Annotated in this window: 15 protein-coding genes and 1 tRNA gene; 13 read left to right on the top strand and 3 right to left on the bottom strand. The window is 68.2% G+C overall.

Translation table 11 applies throughout. The features are described from left to right. Positions 1-104 precede the first annotated feature (104 nt). The 7 genes from S2M10_RS19095 (at position 105) to S2M10_RS19065 (ending at position 7,037) form a co-directional block, all read left to right on the top strand. A complete protein-coding gene (locus S2M10_RS19095; protein ID WP_168847462.1) occupies positions 105-725 on the top strand; it encodes a YqiJ family protein in 621 nt (206 codons plus the stop codon). 5 nt (positions 726-730) lie between these two features. Beyond that, positions 731-2,419: a flotillin domain-containing protein gene (locus tag S2M10_RS19090; protein WP_168847461.1), complete on the top strand. Its 1,689-nt coding sequence runs from the start codon at positions 731-733 to the stop codon at positions 2,417-2,419. A gap of 133 nt (positions 2,420-2,552) precedes the next feature. Continuing rightward, entirely contained in the window at positions 2,553-3,431 is an 879-nt protein-coding gene (locus S2M10_RS19085) for a UDP-2,3-diacylglucosamine diphosphatase (protein ID WP_168847460.1), read from the top strand. A 23-nt stretch (positions 3,432-3,454) separates the two neighbouring features. Beyond that, entirely contained in the window at positions 3,455-4,477 is a 1,023-nt protein-coding gene (locus S2M10_RS19080) for a glycosyltransferase family 1 protein (protein WP_168847459.1), read from the top strand. Between the two features lie 119 nt (positions 4,478-4,596). Next, complete coding sequence (locus S2M10_RS19075; RefSeq protein ID WP_168847613.1) at positions 4,597-5,250, top strand: DUF1013 domain-containing protein; 654 nt, start codon at positions 4,597-4,599, stop codon at positions 5,248-5,250. A 209-nt stretch (positions 5,251-5,459) separates the two neighbouring features. Beyond that, positions 5,460-6,323, top strand: coding sequence for a dienelactone hydrolase family protein (locus S2M10_RS19070; protein WP_168847458.1), 864 nt, complete (start codon positions 5,460-5,462; stop codon positions 6,321-6,323). A 78-nt stretch (positions 6,324-6,401) separates the two neighbouring features. After that, complete coding sequence (locus S2M10_RS19065) at positions 6,402-7,037, top strand: glutathione S-transferase family protein (protein ID WP_168847457.1); 636 nt, start codon at positions 6,402-6,404, stop codon at positions 7,035-7,037. An 87-nt stretch (positions 7,038-7,124) separates the two neighbouring features. On the opposite strand, the gene S2M10_RS19060 is transcribed toward S2M10_RS19065, so the two are convergent. Further along, positions 7,125-8,615 (bottom strand): DEAD/DEAH box helicase, encoded by a 1,491-nt coding sequence (locus S2M10_RS19060; protein ID WP_168847456.1) that lies wholly within the window; start codon positions 8,613-8,615, stop codon positions 7,125-7,127. A gap of 83 nt (positions 8,616-8,698) precedes the next feature. Next, complete coding sequence (locus tag S2M10_RS19055) at positions 8,699-9,172, bottom strand: hypothetical protein (protein ID WP_247650917.1); 474 nt, start codon at positions 9,170-9,172, stop codon at positions 8,699-8,701. Between the two features lie 51 nt (positions 9,173-9,223). On the opposite strand from S2M10_RS19055, the gene S2M10_RS19050 reads away from it, so the two are divergent. Next, the gene (locus S2M10_RS19050) at positions 9,224-10,672 is read left to right on the top strand and encodes an FAD-binding oxidoreductase (RefSeq protein ID WP_168847455.1); all 1,449 of its coding nucleotides are present in this window, start codon (positions 9,224-9,226) and stop codon (positions 10,670-10,672) included. Positions 10,673-10,725: 53 nt separating this feature from the next. Continuing rightward, positions 10,726-11,499, top strand: coding sequence for a SapC family protein (locus S2M10_RS19045; RefSeq protein ID WP_066726031.1), 774 nt, complete (start codon positions 10,726-10,728; stop codon positions 11,497-11,499). Between the two features lie 432 nt (positions 11,500-11,931). Here the strand turns inward: S2M10_RS19045 and S2M10_RS19040 are convergent, their stop codons facing one another. Beyond that, positions 11,932-12,783 carry an N-formylglutamate amidohydrolase gene (locus S2M10_RS19040; protein ID WP_168847454.1) on the bottom strand — a complete coding sequence of 284 codons (852 nt, stop codon included), beginning with the start codon at positions 12,781-12,783 and terminating at the stop codon, positions 11,932-11,934. Between the two features lie 106 nt (positions 12,784-12,889). Here S2M10_RS19040 and S2M10_RS19035 point away from each other — a divergent pair, with 106 nt between their 5' ends. The 4 genes from S2M10_RS19035 (at position 12,890) to S2M10_RS19020 (ending at position 15,726) form a co-directional block, all read left to right on the top strand. Further along, positions 12,890-13,264, top strand: a complete 375-nt coding sequence (locus S2M10_RS19035) for a response regulator (protein WP_168847453.1) — start codon at positions 12,890-12,892, stop codon at positions 13,262-13,264. 55 nt (positions 13,265-13,319) lie between these two features. Next, a tRNA-Val gene (locus tag S2M10_RS19030) sits at positions 13,320-13,394 on the top strand. Between the two features lie 263 nt (positions 13,395-13,657). Beyond that, positions 13,658-14,815, top strand: a complete 1,158-nt coding sequence (locus tag S2M10_RS19025; RefSeq protein WP_247650916.1) for a glycosyltransferase — start codon at positions 13,658-13,660, stop codon at positions 14,813-14,815. Beyond that, complete coding sequence (locus S2M10_RS19020) at positions 14,812-15,726, top strand: hypothetical protein (protein ID WP_168847452.1); 915 nt, start codon at positions 14,812-14,814, stop codon at positions 15,724-15,726. The genes S2M10_RS19025 and S2M10_RS19020 overlap by 4 nt, the downstream gene beginning before the upstream one ends. Positions 15,727-15,795 lie beyond the last annotated feature (69 nt).

Raw genomic sequence — 15,795 nt, 5'->3', positions numbered from 1 at the left:
CGCTTCTCCCATTCTAGACGGCGCAGCGCGGTCCAGCCCCGTTCCGATTTCGCTTCATTCCGCGCGCGGAGAGGACTAGCCTCGTACCGGGTCGGGAGGGGGAAGTGCTCGAAGTCATTACCGCGCCGGGCAGCATTGCGTTCGTCTCGGCGATCGTGCTGATGCTGCTGATCGGCATCGTGCAGGCGCTGGGGCTGGGCGGCGACTGGGCCGAGCTGTCGCCCGAGCTGGACGCCGACGCGTCGTTCGATGCGCTCGACTGGCTCGGTATCGGCCGCGTGCCGCTGCTGGTGTCGCTGATCCTGTATCTCGCCTGTTTCGGGCTGGTCGGCCTGCTGGGGCAGCAGCTCGCGCACGACTGGAGCGGCGCCGCGCTCAGCGGCTGGATCGCGGTGCCCGCGGCGGCCCTGGCGGCGCTCCCGCTCGCCGCGCTCGCCACGCGCGGGGTGGCGCGGATCCTGCCGGGCGACCACAGCACTGCCGTGCCGATCGAGAGCCTGGTGGGGGCCACTGCCGAGATCGTGATCGGCCGTGCGCGTGCCGGCTCCCCGGCCCGGGCGCGGGCGCAGGACGCGCACGGCCAGGTGCATTATGTGATGGTCGAGCCCGACGGCACCGGCCAGCAATTCGAGGAGGGCGAGCGCGTCCTCCTGATCCGGCGCGAGGGCGACGGCTTTCGCGCGATTTCCTGGGGCGACCATCGTCTGCCGCGTCTGGAAGGGTGAAACCCATGCATGCCATTGTTCCGCAGGGCGCCACATCGGTGCTGCCCTATCTCGTTTATGCGGGCATCGCGCTTGTCGCGCTGCTGGTGATCGGCATCACCTTTGCCAAGCTCTACAAGCGGGCGTCGAAGGAGGTCGGCTTCGTGCGCACCGGAGCGGGCGGCGAGAAGGTGGTGATCAACGGCGGTGCGCTGGTGCTGCCGGTGTTCCATGAGACCATGCCGGTCAATCTCAACACCGTGCGCCTCGCCGTCGAGCGCAAAAATTCCGATGCACTGATCACGCTCGATCGGCTGCGGATCGACGTGAAGGCCGAATTCTACGTGCGGGTGAAGCCCGATGCGCAGTCGATCGCGACCGCGGCGCAGACGCTGGGCCTGCGCACGATGAACCCCGAGGCGCTGAAGGAACTCGTCGAGGGCAAGTTCGTCGACGCGCTGCGCTCGGTCGCCGCGGGCATGACGATGGCGCAGCTGCACGAGCAGCGCAGCGACTTCGTCCAGAAGGTGCAGCAGGTCAGCTCCGCCGATCTGGCGATGAACGGGCTGGAGCTGGAAAGCGTGTCGCTGACCGGTCTCGACCAGACCTCGATCGAGCATTTCAACGCCAATAACGCCTTCGACGCCGAGGGCCTGACCAAGCTGACCGAGCAGATCGAGCTGCGCAAGAAGGCGCGCAACGATATCGAGCAGGATACGCGGGTGCAGATCGAGACCAAGAATCTCGAGGCGCAGCGCCAGTCCTTCCTGATCGGCCGCGACACCGAATTCGCGCGGCTGGAGCAGGAGCGCGAGCTGGAAGTGCGCCGTGCCGAGCAGGCGTCCGAAGTGGCGCGCGAGCAGGCGGCGCGGCAGCGCGAGGCCGAGCAGGCGCGGATCGAGGCGAAGCGCCAGATCGACGCCCAGCAGATCGAGGCCGATCGCGCGATCCAGGAAGCGAAGATCGCCCAGGTCCAGGCGCTGGAGCTCGCGCGGCAGGAACAGCAGATCGCGGTGCAGAACAAGAGCCGCGAGGAAAGCCAGGCCAAGGCGGTCGCCGATCAGGCGCGCGCCCAGGCTGTAGTGGCCGAGGAGGCGGTGCGCACCGCGCGCGACGCCGAAGTCGCCGAGCGCCAGAAGCGGATCGAGCTGATCGACGCGGCGCGCGAGGCGGAACGCGCCGCCATCGCGATCAAGACCCAGGCGGAGGCGGAGAAGGCAGCCGCGGCCGATCGCGCCGAGGCGGCACGGCTGGCGGCCGAGGGCGAGGCCGAGGCGGCCAAGCTGCGCGCCGAAGCCGATCGCGTGCGGTTCGAGGTGGAGGCGGCTGGCCAGCGGGCAGTGAACGAGGCGGCCAATCTGCTCTCCTCCGATCAGGTCTCGCTGCAGACCAAGCTGGCGCTGCTCAAGGTGCTGCCGGAACTGGTGCGCGAGGCGGCCAAGCCGATGGAGGCGATCGATTCGATCCGGATCGTCCAGGTCGACGGCCTGTCCGGCGGCACCGCGGTTGCGGGTGCGGTCGCCAATGACGGCGGCGGCGACCGCAATCTCGCCAACGCGGCGGTCTCGGCCGCCTTGCGGTACCGCGCGCAGGCGCCGGTGATCGACGGGCTGATGCGCGAGCTGGGCTTCGAGGGCGGAACGCTCGACTCGCTGGTGGCCGGCGCCGCATCGGGCGCGACCCAGCCATCGGTACCGCCCGCCGCAGCGGAGTGAGACCCAAGCGGGCCGACGGTGCGTTCCGCCGGCCCGCTTGTGACACTCCCGTGAAATCGCAACGATTCGATTTGTAACAATGTCGCGGCATAGGCGAGTCTCTGCACCAGGGTAGCTGCACGGGAACTAGGGCATGGCCACGATCACCAAGCTTTCGTTCGATGTCGCGGGTCTCGCGGACTTTCACGCGGCGACGCCGACCATTCCGGAACGGCCGATCGGCACGCGTCGCAAGTATCGCGCGATCTGGATTTCGGATGTCCATCTCGGCACCCGCGGCTGCAATGCCGAAATGCTGATCGATTTTCTCGACCATGTCGACAGCGATATCATGTATCTGGTGGGCGACATCATCGACGGCTGGGCGATGAAGAAGCGCTTCTACTGGCCGGCAACGCACAACGACATCGTGTGGCGCGTGCTCAAGCGGGCGAAGCGCGGTACCGAGATCGTCTATATTCCGGGCAATCATGACGAGATGTTCCGCCAGTTTACCGGGCTCGACTTTGGCGGCGTGAAGATCAAGCGTCAGGCGATCCACACCACCGCCGACGGCCGCCGCCTGCTGGTGCTGCATGGCGACGAGTTCGACGCGATCACCATGTCGCACCGCTGGCTCGCCCATCTGGGCGATGCGGCCTACGAGATGATGATGACGCTCAACCGCTGGCTGAACGCGGTGCGTCGCTGGATGGGCCTGCCCTATTGGTCGCTGTCCAAATACGCCAAGCAGAAGGTGAAGAACGCGGTGTCCTTCATCTCCAAGTTCGAAGAGATCGTTGCGCGCGAAGCCGGTGCCCGCGGTGTCGACGGCGTGATCGCCGGCCACATCCACAAGGCGGAGATCCGCCCGATCGACGGTGTCGAATATTACAATGACGGCGATTGGGTAGAGGGTTGCACTGCGCTGGTGGAGCATTACGACGGGTCCATGGAAATTCTCCACTGGGCCGACGAGATGGCAGCGCGCGAGTCGCAGCCGGAGTCCGAGGTCAGACTGGCGGCGGCGTGACGGCAGCGGCGGGGGACGAGGCCGTGCGTATCGCGATCGTGACCGATGCCTGGGAACCCCAGGTCAACGGCGTCGTCCGCACGCTCCAATCGGTGCGGCGGGTGCTGGAGGGCCAGGGCCATCAGGTGATGGTCGTCTCGCCGGACAAATTCTATTCGCTGCCGTGTCCCACCTATCCCGAGATCCGGCTGGCGATCACCAGCGTGGCGGCGGTGGGCGCGATGCTCGAGGAATTCGCGCCCAACGCGATCCATCTCGCCACCGAAGGACCGCTGTGCGTCGCCGCGCGGCGCTGGTGTTTGCGTCAGAAGCGGCCGTTCACCACCGCCTATCACACCCAGTTCCCCGACTATGTCTCGGCGCGCTCGGGCGTGCCGGCCGAGTGGATCTGGCGCTATATCCGCTGGTTCCACACGCCGAGTGCTACGATCCTCGCCTCGACCGCGTCGATCCGCCAGTCGCTGGTCGATCACGGCCTGCCCCAGGTGCGTCACTGGGGACGCGGGGTCGACCTCGCCCATTTCCACCCGGGTCTGGCGCCGCATCCGCAAATGGCGGACCTGGCCGGCCCGGTGATGCTCTATGTCGGCCGCGTCGCGGTGGAGAAGAACCTGGAGGCGTTTCTCAGCGTCGATCGGCCCGGCACCAAGGTGGTCGTCGGCGACGGCCCGGCGCGGTCGATGCTGGAGGCCAAATATCCGGAGGCGCGGTTCCTCGGCGCGCAGTTCGGCGCCGATCTGGCGAGTGCCTATGCCAGCGCCGACGTGTTCGTCTTCCCCAGCCGCACCGACACCTTCGGGCTGGTGATGATCGAGGCCCTGGCGTGCGGCACGCCGGTTGCGGCCTATCCGGTCACCGGGCCTGTCGACGTGCTGACGCCGGAGACCGGCGCGATGGATGAGGATCTCGGCGCGGCGATCGACCGGGCGCTGACGCTCGATCGTGCGGCCTGCGCCGCCTATGGCCGCAGCTTCACCTGGGAGGCGAGCGCGCGCCAGTTCCTCAGCGCGCTGGTACCGATCGGCTGCGAGAAGGCGGCGGCCTGAATCGCGGAAACGCTTGCCCCGGCGGGCAAGCTCCCCTACATCAAGACCATGTGTGGCCGCCCGTGATGGGCGGCCCTTATTGTTTCAAGTTCCGGAGATCCACCGTGGCCCAGCCGCTGATGCCGCACGCGACCGCTTCCTGGCTGGTCGACAACACGTCGCTGTCGTTCGAGCAGATCGCCGAATTTTGCGGGCTCCACATCCTCGAAGTGCAGGCGATCGCCGACGATACCGCGGCGACCAAGCTTACCGGCCGCGATCCGGTGCGTGCGCACGAACTGACGATGGACGAGATCGAAAAGGGGCAGGCGAACCCCAATTACGTGCTCAAGATGCAGAAGGGCCCGGAGCAGGTCCGCCGCACCAAGGGCCCGCGCTACACGCCGGTCTCGAAGCGCCAGGACAAGCCGGACGGCATCGCCTGGATCCTGCGCCACCACCCCGAAGTGTCGGACGGCGCGATCGGCAAGCTGATCGGTACCACCCGTACCACCATCGCCGCGATCCGCGACCGCACCCACTGGAACATCGGCAATATCGTGCCGAAGGATCCGGTGACTTTGGGCCTGTGCTCGCAGCGCGAGCTGGATGCGTTGGTCGCCAAGGCCGCCAAGGCCGCCGGCATCGAGGCGCCGACCGATACGCGCCTCGAAGGGGACCGCGAGGCGCTGATCGAGCAGCTCCGCGCCGAGCGCCATGCGGCCAGCCACGTGCCGGAGGCGCCGGAACCCGCGCCGATCGAGCACACGGCGGAGAGCCTGTTCAAGCATTGAGATCGCCTTCCCGGGCGTAGACGAGCGGGCCCCGGCGCACCCTGTGCCGGGGCCCGTTCTGCGTCTTGGGGCAGCTTTGCGGGAGCGATGGGGTGCGGTATCAAGCGCTTGGGTAGCGCGCTTCGCTCACCCTCACCCTCCCCGCCGCCGGAGGCGGTGGGGAGGGTGAGGGCGACCAACCCAGCAGTGCCCACAGGAGGAGGATCGCCATGTGTGACGAGCATACCGCAGCCGACAACGACCGCATTCTGGGCGGGATCACGCGCCGAGGCTTCACCGCCGCCGCCGCCGCGACCGGCGTGCTGGCGATACTGCCCAGCCCCGCCAATGCCGCCGCGGTGCAGGGCCGCGACGTGACGATTCGCACCGAGGACGGCACCGCCGACGCCTATTTCGTGGCGCCGACCAGCGGCAGGCATCCGGCGGTGCTGGTGTGGCCGGATATCATGGGGCTCCGCCCGGCCTTTCGGCAGATGGCGGACCGGCTGGCGCAATCGGGCTATGCGGTGCTGACGGTCAACCAGTTCTACCGCTCGACCAAGGCGCCGTTCCTCAAACCCGGCCAGTCGTTCGACCAGCCCGAGGTACGGGCGATGATCATGCCCTGGCGGGGCGCGCTGACCTCTGCCGCGATCACGGCCGATGCCAAGCGCTTCGCCGCGTTTCTCGACGCGCAGCCCGAGGTGGATGCCAAGCGCGGCATGGCCAGCACCGGCTATTGCATGGGCGGCCCTTTCGTCTTCCGAACCGCGGCGGCATTGCCCGAGCGCGTGCGCGCCGGCGGCAGCTTCCACGGCGCGCCGCTGGTGACCGAAGCGGCGGACAGTCCGCACCAGCTCGTCCCGCAGATGCGCGGCCGCTACCTGGTGGCCATCGCCGAAAATGACGACGCGCGTGCGCCGACCGACAAGGCGACGCTGCGCAGCGCCTTCGCTGCGGCCAAGCTGCCCGCGGAGATCGAGGTCTATGCCGGCGCGATGCACGGCTGGTGCCCGCCGGACAGTCGCGCGTACAATGCCGCGCAGGCGGATCGCGCATGGGATCGATTGCTCAAGACCTTGGCCGGCCTGTGAGCGATTGACCGCTAGGATGATCCGTGTTCCCCTCCTGTTCCCGGCTGGCTGAGTCGGGAGCAACAGGGGTATCGGGCCATGACGGACGAAGTGACTCTCTACACGAACCCGCAATCCCGCGGGCGCATCGCGCGGTGGATGCTCGAAGAGACCGGGGCCAGCTACCGCGTCGAGGTGCTCGATTACGTCTCGACGATGAAGGCGGACGCCTATCGCGCGATCAACCCGATGGGCAAGGTGCCGGCAATCGTCCATGGCGGAAAGGTCGTCACCGAATGCGCGGCGATCTGCGCCTATCTGGCCGAGGCGTTTCCGGAAGCCGGCCTGGCGCCGCTGCCGGAGGAGCGTGCCGACTATTATCGCTGGCTGTTCTATGCGGCGGGTCCCGTGGAACAGGCGACCACCAACAATCATGCCAAGTTCGATTCCGGCGAGCAGTCGCGCATGTTCGGCTATGGCAATTATGATCTGGTGGTCGATGTGCTGGACGGGTTGCTGTCGTCGCGCCCCTATGCGACCGGCGACCGCTTCACTGCCGCCGACGTCTATCTGGGCTCGCAGGTCGGTTGGCTGACGCAGTTCGGCATGCTGCCCGGGCGCGAGTCATTCCTCGCCTATGTCGCGCGCGTGCAGAGCCGCGAAGCGTACAAGCGCGCCGGAGCGCTGGACGATGCGGATGCCGCCGCGCTGCAAAAGGCCGCCGAGCCGGCATGAGCCGTCGATGCCCGTCGCGCGCGCGCGCGCGCGGGCATTCGCGGAAGGATGTCGGAAGGGGGAGGACGGCGCTTTCGCGCCGCCCGCTCAGGCGTCGATCGTGTAGTTCAGAAAGTCGGGGATCGGCCCGTTCCAGCCTTCGTCGGGACCATCATCCTGATCGCGGCGGCGGCGACGGTCGTCGCGGGCGGGGCGCTCGTCGCGTGCCGGGCGTTCATCGCGCGGGGGCCGGCTGCGGCTCTCGTCGCGTGCCGGGCGGGCGCGGCTGCTTTCCTCGCGCGTCGCGGGCGCAGGTGCGGCCGGTACCTCTTCGCGCGCTGCGGCGGTGCGGCGGGTACGGGGCTTGGCGGGCGCCTCGGCAGCGGCTTCCTCGCGGCGCGGCTCGGTCTTCTTGGCCTCGCGCTTGCCGCCGCGGGTGCGCTTCGGCGCGGGCGCAGCCTCTGCCTCGTCGACCGCCACCGGGCTCGGCACGCGCTCGATCTTGTGGCCGGTCAGCTTCTCGATCTCGGCGATGTTCTCGGCATCCTCCGGAGTCACCAGCGTATAGGCGGTGCCGGTGGCGCCGCCGCGGCCGGTGCGGCCGATGCGGTGGACGTAATCGTCCGGATGCCAGGGTGCGTCGAAGTTGAAGACATGGCTCACGCCCTTCACGTCGATGCCGCGCGCGGCGACGTCGGAGGCGACGAGGATGTTGACGTCGCCGTTCTTGAACCGGTCGAGCTCGGCGATGCGGGCGGACTGGTCCATGTCGCCGTGAATCTCGGCCGAGCGGAAGCCGTGCTTCTTCAGGCTCTTGTTCAGGTCGCGCACGGTCGTCTTGCGGTTGCAGAAGATGATCGCGGTCGACACCTCGTCCTGCTGCAGCAGGCGGCGGAGCACATCGCGCTTCACATGCGCGGTGGCGGGCACCTGGACGATGCGCTGGGTGATGTTGGTGTTGGTGCTGGCCGGGCGCGCCACCTCGATCGTCTTGGGATCGGTGAGGAACCGGTCGGCCAGCTTCTTGATCGGCGGCGGCATCGTCGCCGAGAAGAGCAGCGTCTGGCGTATCTTGGGCAGCTTGGTGCAGATTTCCTCGATATCGGGGATGAACCCCATGTCGAGCATCCGGTCCGCCTCGTCGATCACCAGCAGGCTGCAGCCGGTGAGCAGGATCTTGCCGCGGCCATACAGGTCCATCAGCCGGCCCGGGGTGGCGATGAGGACGTCGACGCCCTTTTCCAGCGCCTTGACCTGGTCGCCCATCTGCACGCCGCCGATCAGCAGCGCCATCGAGAGCTTGTGGTTGACGCCGTACTTTTCGAAATTCTCCGCGACCTGCGCCGCCAGTTCGCGCGTCGGCTCGAGGATCAGCGAGCGCGGCATCAGCGCGCGGGTGCGCCCTTCGCGGAGCACGTCGATCATCGGCAGCACGAAGGCGGCGGTCTTGCCGGTGCCGGTCTGGGCGATGCCGATCAGGTCCTTGCCCATCAGCACCGACGGGATCGCCTGGCGCTGGATCGGCGTCGGCTCGGTATAGCCGGCGTCGGTCACCGCGCGGAGAAGGTCGTCGGAAAGGCCGAGATCGGCAAAGCTCATGCAATTGTCCGGATAAATGGCGCGTTGATTTGCACCTTAGCAGAAGGCATCGCGCTTGCGGATTCAACCGCAAAAGTCAAGCTTCAGCGTGCGCGAACGAGGTTCTTGAACGCCTGAACGGGGCAGGTTCGCCCGGATCGCGAGCGCAGCGCGTCGCGGCCGGCGCAGAATTTGCTGTCCTTGGTCGGTTTCAGATAGGCGCCCGAATAGAAGCCGAGCGCCGGGCATTCGGCGCCCAGCTTGGCGCGGAGCAGCGATCCGTCCTCCAGGATCAGGTCGACGCTGTCCGCGGCATTGACGGTGAAGCCCTGGATCCGGTCCACCGCGACGCAGCTCTTGGCGCGGCGCTCGACCACGGCGGGCGCCTCGCGCACGACGATGGTCGTCGTCGTGACGGTCATGCGAGGCACATGGATCGTCACATGCTGCTGGAACGCCGAAGGGGCCGCGACATCCACCGCCATGGCAGGGCGCGCCGCGGGTGCGGCGAGCATCAGCGCAAGGCCGGCGGCGGCGATCGGCAGATTCGGCATCGTGGGATCGAATAGTAGAAGCATCGGCTTGAACGGTGGATGAACTGCCGCACGTCATGCTAGTGCGCAAGCGTCATGACACCCGCGCAGCAACGCATCACCGATTTCGCCGCCGAGCGCTTCGGCCCCAAGGCCGTCACCATCGATCCGCAGGACATCGCGCCCTGGCTGATCGACTGGCGGCGGCGCTATCGCGGCACGACGCCGGCAATCCTGTCCCCGGGATCGACCGAGGAGGTCAGCGCGCTGGTGGCGCTTGCGCACGATCTCGGCGTGGCGCTGGTGCCGCAGGGCGGCAATACCGGCATGGTCGGCGGCGCCATCCCCCCGGCGGACGGCTCGGCGTTGCTGCTCTCCACGCGGCGGATGCAGCGGATCCGCGCGATGGACGCGGAAGCCAATCTGGCGGTCGCGGAGGCCGGCGTGATCCTCGGCACCTTCCGCGACGCGGCGGAGGCGGCGGGGCGCCGCTTCCCGCTCGATCTCGGCGCGCGGGGCAGTGCGACGATCGGCGGCCTGGTCTCCACCAATGCCGGGGGCGTGCAGGTGCTGCGCTTCGGCACGATGCGCGCGCTTGTCGCGGGGGTGGAGGCGGTGCTGCCCGACGGTTCGGTGCATGACGGGCTGTCGGCGCTGAAGAAGGACAATCGCGGCTACGACCTCAACCAGCTGCTGATCGGCGCGGAGGGAACGCTGGGCATCGTTACCGCGGCGACGCTACGGCTGGCGGCGGCGGCGGCGGCGCGGGCGGTGGCCTGGGTCGGCGTGGAGAGCCCGGCCAAGGCGCTTTCGCTGCTCCGCCGGTTGCAGGCGGCGACCGATATGGTCGAAAGCTTCGAGATCATGCCCGACGACACGGTGGCGCTGGTGCTGGCGCATGTGCCGGGTACGCGCCTGCCGCTCGCCGGCACGCATCCGTGGCACGTGCTGATCGAGGCAGTGACGAGCGACGCGGCAGCCGAGGCGCCGGCGACGGTGCTGGAGCGGATGCTGGCCGGCGCGTTCGAGGCGGGCCTTGCCGGGGATGCGGTGATTGCGGCGAGCGAGGCGCAGGCGGAAGCCTTCTGGCGCATCCGCCATTCGATCTCGGAGGCGGAGCGCTCGGCCGGGCCGGCGGTGCAGCACGACATCTCGGTGCCGGTCGAAGCCATGCCGCGCTTCATGGTGGAAGGCGGCGCGGCCGCCGAGGCGCGTTTTCCGGGCACCCACGCGATCGCCTATGGCCATCTCGGCGACGGTAACGTCCATTTCCACGTACGCGCCCCCAAGGGAGTGGATCGCGAGCGCTGGTATGCCGAGGATGCGCCGCACATCACCCGGATGGTGCACGACATGGTGGTGGCGGCGGGCGGATCGATCTCCGCCGAGCACGGCATCGGCCAGATGAAGCGTGACGAGCTGGCGCGGCTTTCCTCGCCGGCGCGGATGGCGGCACTGCGGGCGATCAAGACGGCGCTGGATCCGAAGCTGATTCTCAATCCGGGGAAGCTGGTCGCGCTTGCGCCTGAAACATTCAGCAAATAGACCCCGGGCCGGTTGAAACGCCTTTCGACGAAAAAAGTTCTCAGGAGATCCTCATGGCCAGCGCGCCGCAGCAGTCGCTTCCCTTGTTCTACAATCAGCTCGAGCCGCTTTCGAGCCAGGTCCATGCCGATTTCCGTACGCGTTCGACCGACCGCGCGGCCTTCCTCGCCAACCAGCACGCCGTGCCGGTGACCGTCGAGGAATTCCCGCTGGTGCAGCGCTTCATGCCGATCGTCTTCTCGGTCGGTGACGATCCCGTGCCGCTGGCGCTGATGGGCCTGAACGAAGGCGTGAACACCTTCTTCGACGCCGAGGGCAAGCTGGTCGACCCGAATTTCTACGTGCCCGCCTATATCCGCCGCTACCCGTTCCTGCTGGCGCGCCTGCGCCCGGAGAGCGACGAACTGTCGCTGTGCTTCGATCCGACCTCGGACGTGATCGGCAAGTTCGAGGAGGGCGAGGCCCTGTTCGAGAATGGCGAGCCGAGCGAAGTCACCAAGAACATCCTGCAGTTCAACGAGCAGTTCGAGACCGCCGGTGCCCGCACCAGCCAGTTCATGCGCGAGCTGAAGGACATGAACCTGCTGATCGACGGCGAAGTCTCGATCCAGCCGGACGGCGCTGCGCAGCCCTTCGTCTATCGCGGTTTCATGATGGTCGACGAGAACAAGCTGAACGAAATGCGCGGCGACCAGCTGCGCAAGATCGTCCAGAACGGCATGCTGCCGCTGATCTACGCGCACCTCTTCTCGCTGGCGCAGATGCGCGAGCTGTTCGCCCGTCAGATGCGCTCGGGCTGGCAGCCCGAGGTGCAGCTGGTCGGCTGATCCGTGCCGGGGGCGTTCTGGCCCCCGGTGCTTCTTCACCCCCCTTCTCTCGAGAGAAGGGAGTTGGGGGTGGAGGGATTTCAAGGTCCTCTGTTGGTCTCGGTGAGACACGGCCCCGACCCCGCATCAGCGCCCCGCGCTTTTCAGGCGCTGCCGGGGGCAGCGCCGACCTGATGCGCTTGAAGGGGAGGGGCTTAGATGCTGAATCGATCCGGCATCTCCGGCCCCCGAGGCCGTCAAAAAATTTCCCGCCGTTCAATCGAAGAACTTCTGCGACGAGTTGCCTTGAACTCGGTCGCCTGCCCTCTATATCTTGTAGGTACGGCTCGTGTCCCCCCTTTCGCGATGCCGTGCGACGCGCCTCCGGGCGTGTCTCCTCCCTGAACCTTGGCCACCTCGTGGGTAACCACGAGGTGGTTTTTTATGTGCGGTTCACTCGGCAGCGAGCGCGTCGGGCAGGGCTTCGTCGGCCAGGGCGTCGATGGTCGCGCGGAGCAAAGCCGTCGCCGGCGCGGCCCCCGCGCCGAGCTGGTCCAGCGCCGCATCCAGATACAGGGATCTATCGAATTCCAGCTGCAGGGCATGCACGCCGCGGCGGGGATCGCCGTGTCGTTCGAGTATGTGGCCGCCGGCATAGGGCGTGTTCGCCGCGATGGCGACGCCATGCCGCCGCGCAACCCCCTCCACGCGCGCGCCGAACCGCGCGGCGGCCGAACGCCCGAAGCGATCGCCGATCACCAGCCGCGGTGCGCTTTCCGGCGCACCCAGCGGCGGCATCGAATGGATGTCGAGCAGCACCGCGATGCCGAACCGCGCCCGCGCCGCCGCCAGCGCTTCGCCCAGTGCCAGATGATAGGGGCGATGATCGGCATGGATGCGGGCCGCGACATCGTCGGCAGCGAAACGCCCGCGCCAGAGCTGCCCGACGGTGCCGACTCGCCGCGGCACCAGCCCCAGGCCGCTGCGCACCTTGCTGGAGAGCGGCCGACCGATCAGGTGCGCGCCCTCGTCGATCTGGGGATCGCGCTCATGCTCGGCGCGGTTGAGATCGATCCAGGCGCGGGCCCGCGTGGCGACGAACAGCGTCTCGTCGCGCCGGGCGGCGAGCGCCAGCGAATCGGCATGACGATCCTCCAGCGCACGCAGGGCAATTGCGGGCACGCGCAGGCAGGCGAGCAGCGCATCCGGATAGTCGCGCCCGCCATGGGGCACGGAGAGCACCACGGGGCTTTCCGGCGATACCGGCCCGTAGCGATCGAAGCTGGCGGCGCGAGTCACGGCCATCAGCCTAGGCCGCGACGACGGGCCGGGCAACATCGGGCGGCACCGGCTGGAAAATCTTAAGGCCTTCGCTCATAAGGGACCAGCGGTTGGTACCGATGGGGTAAAGATGATCCGGATTCTGCTGGCCGAGGACGACCGCGTCATGCGCGAATATCTCACGCGCGCGCTCGAGCGATCTGGCTATGCGGTCAGCGCGGTGGATCGCGGGACGGCGGCGGTGCCGCTGTTGGAAACCGAACGATTCGACCTGCTGCTGACCGACATCGTGATGCCCGAGATGGACGGGATCGAGCTGGCGCAGCGCGCCGCCGAGATCGCGCCGGACATGCGGGTGATGTTCATCACCGGCTTCGCTGCGGTGACGCTGCGGGCGGGCAAGCAGGTACCGCAGGCGCGGGTGCTGTCGAAGCCGTTCCACCTGCGCGACCTGGTGCTGGAAGTGGATCGGATGTTCGAATCGGAGAATGTGGGGCAGAACTGAATTTTGCGCTTGCGCGGGGGGCGGACCCCCGCTAGAGGCGCGCTTCCCGAGTTTCGGGCGCGTAGCTCAGTGGTAGAGCACTGTGTTGACATCGCAGGGGTCGCAAGTTCAATCCTTGCCGCGCCCACCATCAAAGACCCCGCCAGCCGCCACGGCTTGGCGGGGTTTTTCGTAAGGATGCGGGGGTCCGTGGCAAAAAAGGGCACCCGCGCCCATCGCACCGAGGGCAGCGCGCCCGCGGCATGCCGCCCTCCGATTGTGTATCTCCGCCGTTGATTTTTGTGCTAGCGCGACCACCTTTCGAACATGCGTCGCGCGCCATGATCGTCGCCGCCAGGGAAAGCGGGCAGGTTGGCGGCACAGGGGTCGCACGGGGTAGGGGAAGCGCGATTGTTGCCCAAGGATAGCAGCGGGGGGCTCCGCGTTCTGACGTTCCTGCACAGCTTCGCGCCGGGCGGCGTAGAGCGCGTGGCCTTGCGGCTGGTGCGGCACTGGCGTGCGAACGGCATGGATGCGCCGTTGTTCCTCGGCCGCGAGACCGGCGCGATGCGCGACGAGTTCGCGGACATCGCTTATGAAGTCCCCCGCCAGCCCCGGGTCAGCCAGGCCTCGTGGGAAACCCTGTGGATGATCCTCATGCTGCCCGCTGCGATCCGGCGGCTGCGCCCGGACGTGCTGTTCGTGGCGGGGTCCACCTACACCATCGTCGCCGTGGCGATGACGCTGCTGCTTGGGCGCAAATGCCCGCCGATCGTCGTCAAGGTCAGCAACGACCTTGCGCGCCGCGATCTCAACCCGCTCGGCCGCTTCTTCTGGCGGGCCTGGCTGCACATCCAGGCGCGATGCGCGCACAGCTGGGTGGTGATGGACGAATCGATGGTGCCGGAACTGCCGCCGGTGATGGCGCGGCGTGGCCATGTGGTGCACGATCCCGCGATTTCCGCCGCGCAACTGCTGCCGCCGCGCGACCCGCGGTCCACAGGCCCGCGGCGCTTCGTCGCGGTGGGACGGCTGGTAGCGCAGAAGCATTTCGCGCTGATGCTGCGGGCCTTCGCCCGCGCGGTGCAGCCGGGCGAGACGCTGACGATCTTCGGTGACGGGCCGGAGCGTGCCGCGCTCGAAGCGCAGGCGGCCACGCTGGGGATCGCCGATCGGGTGCGATTCGCCGGCCATGTCGCCGACGCGCCGGCCCGGCTTGGCGACTATGACGTGCTGCTGATGTCGTCGCGCTACGAAGGCGTGCCGGCGGTGGTCATCGAGGCGCTGGCAGCCGGGCTCGCCGTGGTGTCGACCGATTGCGGTGCCGGATTGCGCAGCCTGCTGGGGCAGGGGCGATTCGGCACGATCGTGCCGCAGAACGAGGTTCTGCTGGCCGAAGCCATTCGCACCGCGCCCCTCGCATCGCCAGAGCGTGAGACGCTGCTGGAATCGCTGCGACGCTTCACGCTCGAACGCTCCGCACAGGCCTATTGGGCGCTGTTCGAAGGCGCAGCGGCGGCAGGCCGCACCGGCGACCGTCCGGTCCGGCTGGAGCAAGAGGCCTCCGCATGAAGTCTCCACTTCGGGCGGTGCGCAATGCCTATGCATCGCTGTCCTCGACCACGCGCGAGCGCATCCTCGCGGTAACCGGCCTCGCCTTTTCGGCCGCGATCCTCGTCGCGGTGTTCTGGCAGCTGGACGGGCTGGACTTCACCGTGCTGACCCGGACCCCGCGCGATCCGGTCTTCTGGCTCTGTTTCGTCGCCACCTATGTGCTGGGGCCGGTGATGGACTGGCTGATCCTGCGGCGCATCTGGGGGCTCAGCCTGGGCGCCTTCCCGGCGCTGCTCCGCAAGCAGGCGGCCAATGAAGTAGTGCTGGGCTATGCGGGCGACGCCCAGCTCTATGTCTGGGCAAGGCGGACGCTGGGGCCGGAAGGACGCCCGTTCGAGACGCTGCGCGACGTGGCGGTCACCTCCGCGCTGGCGGGCAATCTCGTGACGCTGGCGATGATGGTGCTGAATGCGCCGATCGTGCAAGGGCTCGCCAAGGGGACGTTGTTCACCACGCTCTTGATCTCGACCGCGACGATCGTGCTGTCGTCGCTCGCCATCCTGTTTTTCCGCCGGGTGGTATTCGCCCTCCCGCCGCGCCTGATCGCCGAGACGCTGGGCATCCACACGGTGCGCATCCTGCTGAGCCTGGTGCTTACCGCGCTGCTGTGGAAACTGCTGCTGCCGGCGGTGCCCGCGACGGCGCTGTTCATGGTCGGCACGCTGCGGATGATGCTGTCGCGCCTGCCCTTCGTCCCCGCGCGCGAGGCGCTGCTCGCGCCGCTGATCGTCGCGCTGCTCGGCGATTCGGCGGGGCTGGCGGGGGCGGTGCTCTTCGTCGCCACGCTGATGCTGGCCGCACACGTCATCGTCGGCGGCATGGCGGCGTTGGCCGATATGGTCGCCCGCGCGAGGCCGCGCCTGGCCTGAGCGGCGCGAAAAAGGGGCTGGCGTCAGCGCCGCCCAGCCGCCATCAGCCGCGCCGAACGAGCGGGAAAG

Source organism: Sphingomonas sp. S2M10, from assembly GCF_012650175.1.
Lineage (GTDB): Bacteria > Pseudomonadota > Alphaproteobacteria > Sphingomonadales > Sphingomonadaceae > Sphingomonas.
Note: the sequence above shows the minus strand (reverse complement) of the source record. Positions and strands in the feature narration are given on the sequence as shown.